The sequence below is a fragment of the Affinundibacterium seohonense genome, from assembly GCF_014284305.1.
Lineage (GTDB): Bacteria > Pseudomonadota > Gammaproteobacteria > Burkholderiales > Burkholderiaceae_D > Undibacterium > Undibacterium seohonense.
In genome coordinates, this window is sequence record NZ_JACOFW010000003.1 from 46,198 (window position 1) to 59,205 (window position 13,008).

13 protein-coding genes are annotated in these 13,008 nt (G+C 45.6%); 8 read left to right on the forward strand and 5 right to left on the reverse strand.

The window, feature by feature from the left end; all coding sequences use genetic code 11:
- Positions 1-18 precede the first annotated feature (18 nt).
- Positions 19-2,844: a TonB-dependent receptor plug domain-containing protein gene (locus H8K52_RS03805; protein ID WP_186921571.1), complete on the reverse strand. Its 2,826-nt coding sequence runs from the start codon at positions 2,842-2,844 to the stop codon at positions 19-21.
- 382 nt (positions 2,845-3,226) lie between these two features.
- Here H8K52_RS03805 and H8K52_RS03810 point away from each other — a divergent pair, with 382 nt between their 5' ends.
- From H8K52_RS03810 to H8K52_RS03835, 6 genes are all read left to right on the forward strand, one after another.
- On the forward strand, positions 3,227-3,640 hold the full coding sequence (locus tag H8K52_RS03810) for an SRPBCC family protein (protein ID WP_186921572.1): 414 nt from the start codon (positions 3,227-3,229) through the stop codon (positions 3,638-3,640).
- Positions 3,641-3,812: 172 nt separating this feature from the next.
- On the forward strand, positions 3,813-4,280 hold the full coding sequence (locus H8K52_RS03815; protein ID WP_186921573.1) for a helix-turn-helix domain-containing protein: 468 nt from the start codon (positions 3,813-3,815) through the stop codon (positions 4,278-4,280).
- A 113-nt stretch (positions 4,281-4,393) separates the two neighbouring features.
- Positions 4,394-4,783, forward strand: coding sequence for a VOC family protein (locus H8K52_RS03820; RefSeq protein ID WP_186921574.1), 390 nt, complete (start codon positions 4,394-4,396; stop codon positions 4,781-4,783).
- Positions 4,784-4,878: 95 nt separating this feature from the next.
- Positions 4,879-5,223 carry a DUF5329 family protein gene (locus H8K52_RS21945; RefSeq protein WP_425507523.1) on the forward strand — a complete coding sequence of 115 codons (345 nt, stop codon included), beginning with the start codon at positions 4,879-4,881 and terminating at the stop codon, positions 5,221-5,223.
- Positions 5,220-5,543 (forward strand): low molecular weight protein tyrosine phosphatase family protein, encoded by a 324-nt coding sequence (locus H8K52_RS03830; RefSeq protein WP_186921576.1) that lies wholly within the window; start codon positions 5,220-5,222, stop codon positions 5,541-5,543. The genes H8K52_RS21945 and H8K52_RS03830 overlap by 4 nt, the downstream gene beginning before the upstream one ends.
- Before the next feature lie 135 nt (positions 5,544-5,678).
- Positions 5,679-6,209 (forward strand): REP-associated tyrosine transposase, encoded by a 531-nt coding sequence (locus H8K52_RS03835; RefSeq protein ID WP_186921577.1) that lies wholly within the window; start codon positions 5,679-5,681, stop codon positions 6,207-6,209.
- An 809-nt stretch (positions 6,210-7,018) separates the two neighbouring features.
- Here the strand turns inward: H8K52_RS03835 and H8K52_RS03840 are convergent.
- The 4 genes from H8K52_RS03840 to H8K52_RS03855 form a co-directional block, all read right to left on the reverse strand.
- Positions 7,019-8,467, reverse strand: a complete 1,449-nt coding sequence (locus H8K52_RS03840) for an NAD(P)(+) transhydrogenase (Re/Si-specific) subunit beta (protein WP_186921578.1) — start codon at positions 8,465-8,467, stop codon at positions 7,019-7,021.
- Complete coding sequence (locus tag H8K52_RS03845; protein WP_186921579.1) at positions 8,467-8,790, reverse strand: NAD(P) transhydrogenase subunit alpha part 2; 324 nt, start codon at positions 8,788-8,790, stop codon at positions 8,467-8,469. The genes H8K52_RS03840 and H8K52_RS03845 overlap by 1 nt, the downstream gene beginning before the upstream one ends.
- Positions 8,791-9,017: 227 nt before the next feature.
- Complete coding sequence (panD, locus tag H8K52_RS03850; RefSeq protein WP_186921580.1) at positions 9,018-9,380, reverse strand: aspartate 1-decarboxylase; 363 nt, start codon at positions 9,378-9,380, stop codon at positions 9,018-9,020.
- Positions 9,381-9,546: 166 nt separating this feature from the next.
- Positions 9,547-10,662 (reverse strand): Re/Si-specific NAD(P)(+) transhydrogenase subunit alpha, encoded by a 1,116-nt coding sequence (locus tag H8K52_RS03855; protein ID WP_186921581.1) that lies wholly within the window; start codon positions 10,660-10,662, stop codon positions 9,547-9,549.
- Positions 10,663-11,227: 565 nt separating this feature from the next.
- Here H8K52_RS03855 and H8K52_RS03860 point away from each other — a divergent pair.
- Together H8K52_RS03860 and mnmA are read left to right on the forward strand one after the other, a co-directional pair.
- The gene (locus tag H8K52_RS03860) at positions 11,228-11,716 is read left to right on the forward strand and encodes an NUDIX hydrolase (RefSeq protein WP_186921582.1); all 489 of its coding nucleotides are present in this window, start codon (positions 11,228-11,230) and stop codon (positions 11,714-11,716) included.
- 181 nt (positions 11,717-11,897) lie between these two features.
- Complete coding sequence (gene mnmA / locus H8K52_RS03865; protein ID WP_186921583.1) at positions 11,898-12,995, forward strand: tRNA 2-thiouridine(34) synthase MnmA; 1,098 nt, start codon at positions 11,898-11,900, stop codon at positions 12,993-12,995.
- The last annotated feature ends 13 nt before the right edge of the window (positions 12,996-13,008 follow it).

Here is a 13,008-nt window from a genome sequence, read left to right on the forward strand (position 1 = left end):
GATCGATCAGAACTAATATCAAAACTTATATTCGCCCCACAATTTCAAAGAGGTTCCGCGTAATGGCAATGGACTGCCAGCACGATTTTCTACCTGTGTTTTGCGATTCATTAGGTTGAACAAATTAAAGCCAATCCGCAAATCTTTAAAGCCCGAATAAGAGCCGTAAATATCCACCGTAAAGTCGGCGCCGATCTTACATCCTTCGGCACTGACCTTACGCTCAGCGCAGGCTTCTATGGTGTTAGCAGTATCGTCGGCACCCCAAGCTAACTTACGCTCACTTTGGAAATAACCACGTGCACCAGCGCTCCACACGCTCTTAGACCAATTTGCACTCACGTTACTAACCACACGTGGGTAGTAACGATATCCTACATAATTGTCGCTAAAGCGTTGCTTGTCTGTGTCATACCACAGCGTATCAATCTGTATCGTTGATTCTAAATTCGTAGTCAAACGGCCATATTCACCTAAGTTCCATTGACTACGAATACCCAAATCGACACCTGACATCTTGGTTTTTGTAACGTTGGAATATTGATCACGTACGCCTTGTACCGGCCCCACTTTAAAGCCTAGCGGTACGCCAGCGAGCTGACTTGCGCGTTGACCAAACTCGATATCCTGAGGTGATAGAGCACCACGTACAACTAAACCCGTCGTTGTGTCTTCATGCGCCAAAATGTAATCCGAACCACGTACAGCGATTTCATTGAAACGTGACACATTCCAATAGTCCAAAGTGACTGCAGTGTCTTTCGTCGGTTGCAGCACAAAACCTAAACTATATATACGAGAGCGTTCCGGCTCTAGCTTTGGATTCGGGGTGACAGTCGATGGAAACCCTGTTTCACACCCAGAATAGTAAGCAGTCAAGGCATTGGAGCGGTCAGTCGCATCGCCCAACATCAAGGCATCATATATCTTATTCGCCATGTCGCAGCGTTTAGGATCGTCACCGCTAGTGAACCACGATGCACCGCCATTGCCGGTTTCTGGCAAACTAGGGGCACGATAACCACGAGACATCGTGCCGCGAATTTTCAATTGATCGGACACCAAATAGCTCGCGTTGGCTTTCGGAATAATCTCTAAATTCGTTGGACCTGATTTATCTGCTCGTAGCGCAAAATCCAATTCTAGCTTTTTAGTAATCGGTGCATTCAATTCAGCAAATGCTGCACTGACATTGCGTGAACCATCAATCGATACACCGCTAAACTGAACAATACGTGCTTGCAGAATATTGTCCATACTCTTGTGCAAGAAAGTTTCGTGACGTACATCGGCACCTAGCACCAAAGTCATAGGACCACCAGCCAAGTTCATCATGTCTTTGCTAGCTTTAAAATCTACCCACGACTCACTCGACTTACCATCCGAGCCCATCACTGGGAACATTTTGTCTAATAAAGCCCGTGGATTTTGCTGTCCGAATTTATACTCACCACTGGTAATTGCCTTCTCGTATTCATAACGATCGCGATACAGTTGTTGTCGTTGATGGGCGCGTCCGCCCATGTAACCGATCGCGGCATCCCACTCCCAGCCAGCGGTTTTGCCAAGCAAACCGGCAACTGCCCGGTATTGTTGTGAACCGCCGACATTCTTAAACATATCAGGATGATCGGCAAAACGATAATTCAGCCCAATCGGAAATGAATAGGGATTGTTTGGATGTCCAACAGGTAAAGTCGGATCCACAAAATACTGCAATTCGCCTTTAATCGAGTCGTACCAAGATAAGCTCGAACCAGTGACATTACTGCGGGGAATTGAGGTGTTGTATGTCGATTTGGTATCGGCTAATTGAATCTCCGCCCATGCTGACATGTCCTCAGAGATCTTAAAATTTGCCATGGAATAGAAGGCAGCACGCTCGGCACCAGGCATGGCATCACTATCTTTCCAATAATTGTAACGGCACAAACCATCAATCAAATTTTCTGTAGCGCAGCCTGGCATAGACTTACTGATGCGCGTTCCCGCTAACTTAGGATCTGTATAGTTGCTAGGATAGCGTCCTGTGTAATTACCAGGGAAAGCGCCCGTCGATAATGAATCGATCTTGCCAGTATCTCGCGCAGGATTGAGCTTCAAATACCATTCCGGCAAACGACGATTCACAAAATCATCTTTATAAGAACCACGTTTATACAAATCCAAACTAGCGAATAAGTTATAGCCATCTTTATCGATATCACCGATACCGGCGGTGACGTTGGCAAAGCTCTGATTATTTATCTGACGATTGCTCACCGACTGCTGCTTACTAGCGCTCACCTGCACACCTGTAAAATCTTTACGCGTGATGATGTTGACCACACCAGCAATTGCCGAGGAACCATAAATCGCTGAAGCACCATCACGTAAAATCTCCACGCGTTCGACTGCAGAAGCGGGAATCGCATCCACGTTCACAAAGGTATTTTGCAAACCATCGGCAAAACCGAAGCTAGGCAAACGGCGTCCATTGATCAGCACCAATGTCGCACTCACTCCCAAATTGCGCAAGGAAACACCTGAAGCACCACTTGCCCAAGAATTAGCACCGCTCAAATCTGAAATCGCACTCTTATCATTCGACGTCGACAACTCCAAAATGTCTTTCACCGTCACAGCACCGCTTTGCATAATGTCGTTTTTGGTGATGATTTGCAGTGGTGCAGCTGTTTCAGCATCGATGCGTTTCACATTGGATCCAGTCACAACAACGCGTTGCGAACTGGATTTTTCATCCGCATTTGCTTTAACCGCATCTTGTGCCCAACCTGATGACTGTGCACCAAATGACAGGGCTAGCGCCACCACGATGGTTTTTACTTTGACTCGTTTTTTCAAGATAACTCCTTAATGTTCTGTCGTTTTCAGCTTCAATCTGAAACTGTCTCATGACATGAAATACTCTCAATGTTTTTTTGCCAATGACCACTCCCATTGAAAAGCAACTAAGAATACATTCCTGACATGCGTCGACATTTAAATATATTTACAAAATATTTAAAAGATATCTGAGAAAAAAACAACGAAAATGACAGTAAATTAATTCTATCTGCGACGAAGTTGGTGGTAATCAACCAGAAACCAATGAAGGTTAATAACCATAATAAATGTAGTTTTTCACAACCAATGACGTTATGCCACCATGCAAATGTGTTTGATAAATCTATACTTTACTGATAACTTGCTGATGCAACTTTTCGCCCACCCGATCAGGATAATTATGAAAATCACTATTCACACCACCGTCAAATCCACCCTTAACAAATGCTGGGACGCGTGGACAACACCTGCCGACATCATGCAATGGAATGCAGCTAACCAAGACTGGCATACGCCTAGCAGTACGAATGATTTACGCATCGGCGGCAAATTCACCAGTCGTATGGAAGCCAAAGATGGCAGCATGGGCTTCGATTTCGAAGGCACTTACACCAACATTATCGACTATCAATTAATCGAATATTCCTTAGGCGATCAACGCACGGTCAGCGTGGTGTTCAAAGACAACAATGGCGTTGTCGACATCACAGAAACGTTCGATGCAGAGGGTGAACATAGTGCAGAGATGCAACGTGCCGGTTGGCAAGCGATCTTGAATAATTTTAGACAGTATGTGGAAAACAAAACTGTGTGAAGCTCAGGTTTGAACATCGAGCCATGCCATCAAACGGTTTTCCCTGCGATGCTTACAAAAACCAGATAGCGCCTCACTGTCAGCTCATTGTCGGCTGAATGTCGGCAGCAATTCGTCACCGTCAAACAGAGAATCAATGAATACTCATGGTTCACTTTCGTTGGAGTAAAAAATGATTCTCAAACAATTACGGCTTAGTCGTCATCTCTCCCAAGATCAGTTAGCACAAATGTCTGGTTTAAGCGTCAGAACCATACAGCGGATAGAAAGCGGACATAAGCCGAGTGTCGAGTCTCTTAAATGCCTAGCGTCAGTGCTTGAAGTCGATATTTCAACCTTAAATCAGGAGCAATTTATGATGGACAAAAAATCCGGCAACTGGCAAAACCTGCCTTTTTGGCTAAAGTGTTGGTTTGCCTTACATTTTCTCAATTTGCGCCCTAAGCGACAAACGTCCAAGAGGATAGAAATCATGTCTCACCTCACTGGCTTTAGTTTTTGTTTACTTGGTTTTTTCAATGAAGCGGCTTTAGCTGGTGGCTTAATCATGTTGGCAACCGCCTACTTATTTTATTTTTTGAGTTGGCAAGGTGATCAATATGGCATTTGGTATGAAGACGCGGAAATAACGACGCAATAAGTCTGATCGCTTTCGTCTGGGGTTTGGGCGAAAGCGATTTGAAGTTTCATTGATGTATTCTCTCAACAGCGCCATATAGTGCAACACACCACAAAGATAGGAACAAGCTCACTATGTCCAATTTACCTCCAACGTGCTTGGTACTCTTCGTCGATGATGTCGCCAAACTTACTGCCTTTTATAGTAATGTCGCGAACATGGCAATAAGACACCAGGACAGCGCCTATGCGGTCTTGGGTATCGATGGTTTCGAACTCATTTTGCACGCTATGCAAAGCGAGTCACCGCCGATCATTGCGACAAGTCACATTACCGTGCGTGAGGATTCCTATTTCAAGCTTTGTTTACCAGTAAGCGATATCGCCGCCGCGCGTGCCACTGCAAAGGCATTTGGCGGAGCAATCAAGGCCATAGAACACGAATGGGTGTTTCAAGGAATTCGTGCTTGTGACGGCCACGACCCTGAGGGCAATGTTATTCAATTACGGATGCTGGTTGCATGACAAAACACCCCTGTTTTGCAAAACAAGACTGACCTTTATTCACACAATCAAAACCCAAACGTCTGGCGATAAAATTGAAAAATATTCTCCTCTCTTTGCTTTTAGCACTCATAGCCACAAGCAGTTCAGCAAGCCAAGCCCCGCAAGAGACTCGTGCAGAAATTGAGACTCTGTTCCAAAAACTCCAAGCTGCAAACTGCCAATTCAATCGCAATGGCACTTGGTATTCAGGTGTTGAGGCAAAAGTACATCTCACAAAAAAATTGGCTTATTTCGAAAACAAAAACATGATCAAGAGCACAGAAGATTTTATTACCCAAGCGGCATCGCTTAGCAGTTCGAGCGGGAAGGCGTATCTAGTTAAATGTGGAAACATGCCAGCCACCGAAAGTAAGATTTGGCTGCAAGAGCAACTAAAAATTATGCGCTCGCCAAAATGAAACGCGCCCTCTTCATATGCACCCAAAACCGACTTCGCAGCCCGACTGCAGAACAAATTTTCGCATCATGGCCTGATGTCGAAACAGACTCTGCTGGTTTGGGCAACGACGCCACCACGCCACTCTCCTCAGAACAAATCGCCTGGGCGACGATCATCTTCGTGATGGAGAAAGCGCATCGCAATAAGTTGTCGCAGAAATTTAGACGCTATCTCAATAATAAGCGGATTATTTGTTTGGATATTCCGGATGAATATGCGTTTATGGATCCGGTGTTGATTACGATTTTGAAGGCTAAGGTTGGGAAGTTTTTGATGTAAACCTCAATTGGATCCAGTTAACGATTTCAAACCTGAAAGTTCGCCATAATCTGACTCTCTTAACAAGTAGGTGCGATTAGCAAAGCGTAATCGCACGCATGACAATCGACGAATACACTTTACAACAAATAAAGTATGTCCAACTATCGAAGAGCCTTTATTCCAGGTGGCACATGGTTTTTCACAGTCAATTGCCTGCAAAGGTATAACAACGATTTGTTAATTCGCGAAATCGATTTATTGAGACAAGTTGTCAAAACCGTTCGCGCTAAGTATCCATTTCACATCGATGCTTGGGTCGTTCTACCTGAACACATGCATTGTGTGTTTTCGCTACCAGAAGGTGATAGCGATTTTAGCCTGCGTTGGCGCTTGATCAAAAGTGGATTCTCTCGTGCCTTACCCAAAACCGAATCCCTATCGCCAGCACGTAAGGCACATGGCGAACGCGGGATCTGGCAACGTCATTATTGGGAACATTTAATTCGTGATGAATTGGATTATCAAAGACATGTCGATTATGTGCATGTGAATCCTCTGAAGCATGGCTTGGTGTCCCGTGTTTGTGATTGGCCTTATTCGACTTTTCATCGTGATGTTGAACGAGGAATTTATCCTTTGAATTGGTGTGGTGATGGAGAAATTAGTCTTGATGGTAGAGATTGACCTATTGCATGCGTGCGATTACGCTGCGCTAATCGCACCTACGGGAACTTAGGTTGGGAAGTTTTTGATGTAAATTGATGCGTGTTTGCGATCGTTCAGATTCGACCTTTTCGTTTGCTCAAGCTTCTGTTGGTCGGGTGTGGCCCGACAGCCAATTACCTTTTTTGCTTCGCCAAAAAAGGTAATCCAAAAAAGGCGACCGTAGACTCGCCCCTTCGGGGTGCTTACGCTTCGCTTCAGCATAATTTGTGCATCACAAAAAATGGGAAAGTGTTGAAACTCGCCTTCGGCTCAGACAACAACACTTTCTTATCCATTTTCTGTAAAGCACAAATTACATCGTCTCAAACGGGGGTAAATCAAAAACAAAAATCAAAAACAACGACCCATAACTGCAAATAGAAAATTGAAAGACCGTCGTTACCAATTGTGTTGGTTTTGGTTTTGATTTTGACGTTGTTTTTGACTTTGTTTTTGACGTTCATCCACTTCTGACACTGCCAATTGTGCAAGGCAGAAATGGGAAAAAGAGAGTCAGATGTTTGAGCGTAGCGAGTTTCTGACTCTCCCCATTTTTGACTTGCACAATTGGGAACCCGAAGGGCAGTGGCAGCGTGGTCGCCTTTTTTGGGTTACCTTTTTTGGCGAAGCAAAAAAGGTAACTGGCTGTCGGGCCACCCCCGACCTACAGAACTCAAAGCGACAGCAAACGTAACGACAAACACGCAACACCGAAACACAAAAAAAGCCCGCAAAATCCAAAGATCTTGCGGGCTTTTTCACAAGCAATCAAAACACAGAAAAGCGTATTACTCCACCGCTTTAACCATATCCTCAATCACCTTCTTAGCATCCCCAAACACCATCATGGTCTTATCCATGTAAAACAACTCATTATCCAAACCAGCATAACCAGACGCCATAGAACGCTTATTAACGATAATCGTTTTGGCTTTGTAGGCCTCAAGAATCGGCATACCAGCGATAGGTGATTTTGGATCTTTAGCGGCCGGATTCACAACGTCATTCGCACCGAGAACCAAGACCACATCGGCTTGACCAAATTCGCTATTGATGTCTTCCATCTCAAACACTTGGTCATACGGCACTTCTGCTTCCGCCAATAAGACGTTCATGTGACCAGGCATACGCCCTGCCACTGGATGAATTGCGTACTTTACCGTGATACCTTTGTGCGTGAGCTTTTCCGTCAATTCTTTCAAAGCATGCTGAGCACGTGCTACCGCTAAGCCATACCCTGGAACGATGATGACCGTTTCGGCATTACCCAACAAGAAAGCGACGTCATCAGGGGAACCCGATTTGACTGTGCGTTGTGCACCACCGCCAGCGGCTGCTTCTGCTGGAGCGCCACCGAAGCCGCCCAAGATCACGTTGAAGAAGGAACGGTTCATCGCCTTACACATGATGTAAGAAAGAATCGCACCAGACGAACCGACTAGGGAACCGGCAATAATCAACATGGAGTTATTGAGTGAGAAGCCAATACCCGCAGCTGCCCAACCTGAATAACTATTCAACATCGACACTACCACTGGCATATCTGCACCGCCAATAGGGATGATGATGAGTACACCCAACACAAATGCAATGACAGTCATCAGGATGAATGGTGTCCAAGCTGGAGCCACGCCACCATCAAAACAGAATACCAGGCCCAAACCGACCATCGCAATAGCCAAAACCAAGTTCAACATGTGTTGACCAGCAAAACTCACTGGAGCACCTTGGAATAAACGGAACTTGTATTTACCAGACAATTTACCGAAAGCGATTACCGAGCCTGAGAAGGTAATCGCACCGACGAAGGTACCGATAAATAGTTCTACGCGGTTGCCAAATGGGATCGCGAATGAACGATCTGTAACAATGCGGAAAATCCAAGGTTCAGAAACCACCGCTACCGCGATACATACAGCAGCTAAACCGATCAATGAGTGCATCGCTGCTACCAGCTCTGGCATCTTGGTCATTTCTACACGTTTCGCTAAAGTTGCACCGATACCGCCACCAACCACGATACCGAGTATCACTAAACCGTAACCGAGACCAGCGCCGCCAGCTTCGTTTTTCAACTTAACAATCAGAGCAACTGTCGTGAAAGCGGCAATCGCCATACCGATCATGCCGAAGGTATTACCCTTGCGTGCAGTCGATGGATGAGATAAACCTTTGAGCGCTTGAATAAAACAAACCGATGCGATCAGATAAAGCATCGTCACGAGATTCATACTCATTATTGTGCCTCCTTCTGTTCGACTTTGGCTTTAGGCTCTTTTTTCTTAAACATCTCTAGCATCCTTTGCGTGACTAAGAAGCCACCAAAGACATTGACCGCAGCCAACGCGACTGCCAGCGTACCCATCACTTGCGCGAGGACACCTTCGGTCAAGCCTGCTGCCAACATCGCACCAACGATGATGATGGCGGAGATCGCATTGGTCACTGCCATCAGAGGTGTGTGCAATGCAGGTGTTACGGTCCAGACCACGTGGTAACCGACATAAATTGCCAGTACAAAAATGATCAAATTAGTGAGTGTATGACTTACTACATCCATGACGTTCTCTCTTTATTTACGTTAAAAGGGACTTCAGTTGTAATGCTGTTCAGGTTCACTTTAGCTTCAATGTCATTCCCGCGAAGGCGAGAATCCAGCGGCGTAAAAGTCAAAAGACACTGGATCCCTGCCTACGCAGGGATGACGCCTCAAAGTTTCGTGCTTAAACGAGCAGCATTAAGCTTCAGCTATTCTTTACTTCCATCACGTTTGAAAATCTCTGCAAATCAATATTCTTTTAAGCTAGTGATCTTGTTCTTTGCATCAACGAACACGACCTTGGGTTTGAAGTTCGCTGCGACTTCATCGTCCATCGGTGCGTAGGTACAAATAATCATCAGGTCACCAAGCTGTACGCGTCGTGCTGCAGCACCATTCAGGGAGATCTCACCGCTTCCGCGTTGTCCTTTAATCGCGTAAGTTGCAAAACGCTCGCCGTTATTGATGTTGTAGAGTTCAATCCGTTCATGTTCTTTAATGTCAGCAGCGTCGAGCAAATCCTCGTCGATGCCGCATGAACCTTCATAGTTCAAGTCACATTGGGTCACAGAAACGCGATGAATCTTGGCGCGTAACATATTTCTTTGCATAATTTCCTCAAAACTTCTATTTAAAACTTACTTACTACAACTGATGATAAAACCGGATTAAATCCTTTTTTCGCCGCAGAGGCGCAGAGAGCGCAGAGATTTCTCTTTATCAAACTCTGCGTCCTCTGCGCCTCTGCGATTCAAATGTTTTTCATCGTTTTCAAATTTATTTCTTCAACACTTCGCCACCAGAACACATCATGGTCGCGACGACGATTTCATCTTCTTTATTGATCGCCAGATTCGCATCTTTATCGATGATCAATTTTAGGAAATCGAGAATATTGCGTGAATATAGCGCGGATGCATCTGCCGCCACCAGTGTCGCCAAATTCGGTTCACCGATGATGTGTACGCCATATTTCGTAACGGTTTTATTCAGCTCTGACAAAGGACAGTTACCGCCTTGCTCAACCGCCATATCGACAATCACCGAACCCGGTTTCATCGCTTTGACTGTTTCTTCAGAAATCAGGATTGGCGCTTTGCGACCTGGAATCAACGCTGTGGTAATGATAATGTCCGCTTGCTTGGCGCGTTCATGTACCAAGGCAGCTTGACGTGCCATCCATGCGGCTGGCATAGGACGAGCATAGCCACCGACGCCTTTGGCGATCTCACGCTCTTCATCGGTTTCATACGGCACGTCAATAAACTTCGCGCCTAAGGATTCGACCTGTTCTTTCACAGGTGGACGTACGTCAGAAGCCTCAATCACTGCACCCAAACGCTTTGCCGTCGCAATCGCTTGCAAACCAGCCACGCCCACACCCATGATCAAGACGCGTGCCGCTTTCACGGTACCTGCCGCGGTCATTAACATCGGCATAAATCGTTGGTAAGTATTCGCTGCCAGCATGACGGCCTTGTAGCCCGCGATGTTCGCTTGTGAAGACAAGACGTCAAGTGATTGCGCACGTGTAATACGTGGCGCTGCTTCCAAAGAAAAAGCAGTAATGCCATGCGCTGCCATCGCCGCGATATTCTCGGCATCAAAGGGATTGAGCATGCCGACGATCACTGCACCGGATTTGATTAGTCCACGCTCTTCCGCAGACGGTGCACGCACCTTTAGAATCAAATCTGCCGCAAACGCATCTGCCGCATTAACAATGGTCGCACCTGCCGCTTGGTAGGCTTCATCAGTAATCGATGAAGCAATACCAGCTCCGGCCTGCACAACGACTTCATGCTTGGCGCTCACATATTTCTTAATTGTTTCTGGGGTCGCCGCAACGCGCGTCTCGCCCGACCGTGTTTCGGCGGGAATGCCGATTTTCATAAAGATACTCCTTTTTATTTTTGATACCGTTAGGTTCAATGGCAAAAGTGGTTACTTCAGGTATTTCATGTTACGCAGATATCCTGACTTTTGATAAAAGCCCAGACCAATTACTCGGATTATTTGAAGCGGTTTTACAAATTACTGCGGACACTCATACTAATTTGAACTGCAGGGAGATCATACATTTGATATTCGACAACGATATTACACGAAAAACGCACCATACTGGCACAGGATACGCACCTTAAACTACCACTGTATGAATACCACTCTGCCTCGACAAAGCGACTTCCCACCAGCTTAAACTCCACAGACGTAAGGCTAAACACAGATGGCGTAAGGCTTGGCGAAGGAATTCATGTGCGAAGGCCAGTCTTTTTAGACTTTCACATTCATTTTAAAAATAACAACTAGTTTGATGGATTTTCTTATAGACAGAATCTTTATTAGTAAATTCGAATCGTAAATCGGGAGCAGTCGCGGGTGAATTAAGGACTGGCGAGGTAAAATGCCACCCTAATTCGTTTTTACGCTTTTTCCTCACTACTCAAGATCCCAACTTATGTCAGACATTTGGAAACCTTCAGTCACTGTCGCTGCCATCGTTCCGCGTCAAAACGGGGAACGATTAGAATTTTTGATGATAGAAGAGACAACACCCGATGGCGTACGTCTCAATCAAGCAGCAGGTCATCTCGATCCAAATGAAAGCTTAGTGCAAGCGGTGATTCGTGAAACCATGGAAGAAACCGCGCATGAATTTGTGCCCGAGGCTTTGGTCGGTACGTACATGTCGAAATTCATTTCACCGAATTCAGGTAAAGAAGTGACGTATTTGCGATTTGCTTTTTGTGGCAAAGTGGTCGCGCAATACGATCGGCCTTTGGATCACGGTATTTTGCGCGCATTGTGGATGACTTACGAGGAAATCTTGGCGTGTCAAGAAATGCATCGGAGTCCATTGATTTTGCAATGTTTACAGGATTATTTGGCGGGACAAAGAGCACCTTTGGATTTGATGTATACGCATCCTAGTGTGATGAGTGTTTAGGTCAGTTAACAAGTAAGTTAGAAGAGTTTTCAGACGTTTCTTTTCATTTGAACCGCCCTCACCCTAGCCCTCTCCCGCTTGCGGGAGAGGAAACCCAAACCAAGATAGCGTAAGTTAGCTAGGCACATGCAGATGTCGAAACATACAAATATATACAGTATAAAAATTAGCAGGAATATTCATGAGTAAAAAACGCGTAGTCATCGGTATGTCCGGTGGTGTAGATTCTTCGGTCTCTGCCTGGCTCTTAAAAGAACAAGGTTACGAGGTAATCGGCCTATTTATGAAGAATTGGGAAGATGATGACAATTCTGAATATTGCTCAACCCGCGAAGATTTAATCGATGCGGTGAGTGTTGCCGACGTGGTGGGCGTTGATATCGAAACGGTCAACTTCGCCAGTGAATACAAAGACCGCGTGTTCGCTGAATTTTTACGCGAATATCAAGCTGGGCGTACGCCGAATCCTGACGTGCTGTGTAATGCAGAGATCAAATTCAAAGCCTTCTTGGATCACGCGATGAAGCTAGGCGCGGACTACATTGCGACGGGGCACTATGCTCGTGTGCGTGAGGTGAATGGCGAATTTCAGTTATTAAAGGCACTCGACGCCAGCAAGGATCAGAGTTATTTTCTGCATCGATTGAATCAAGCACAACTCAAGAACACGTTATTTCCACTCGGCGAAATCAATAAAACTGAAGTACGTAAAATTGCAGAGCAAATCAATTTGCCGAACGCAAAAAAGAAGGATTCGACCGGCATTTGTTTTATCGGTGAGCGCCCTTTCCGTGAATTTTTAAACCGCTATTTATCCTACGCGCCGGGCGAAATTCGTACACCGGAAGAAGAGATTATCGGTAAACATGTCGGTCTAAGTTTTTATACTTTAGGCCAACGCAAAGGCATAGGTATAGGCGGCATCAAGTCGCATCAAAATTCCGATGGGAGCAGTGATGCCTGGTATGTTGCACGTAAAGACGTAGAAAACAATCGCGTGTATGCGGTACAAGGACATGATCATCCTTGGCTACTCTCTAATGCGCTCGAAGCTGCGCAAGTCAGTTGGGTTGCGGGTCATGCACCCAATTTAGAAAAGCTATCCGCAAAAACCCGCTACCGTCAACCAGATATGGCATGTCGTTTTAGCGGCAATAATGAGCTATTTCAATTGCATTTTGATGAAGCGCAGTGGGCAGTGACGCCGGGACAATCTGCGGTCTTGTATGACGGCGATGTCTGTTTGGGGGGCGGAATTATCAACTCCGCTTGGGCATAAAAAAAGGGCGGGT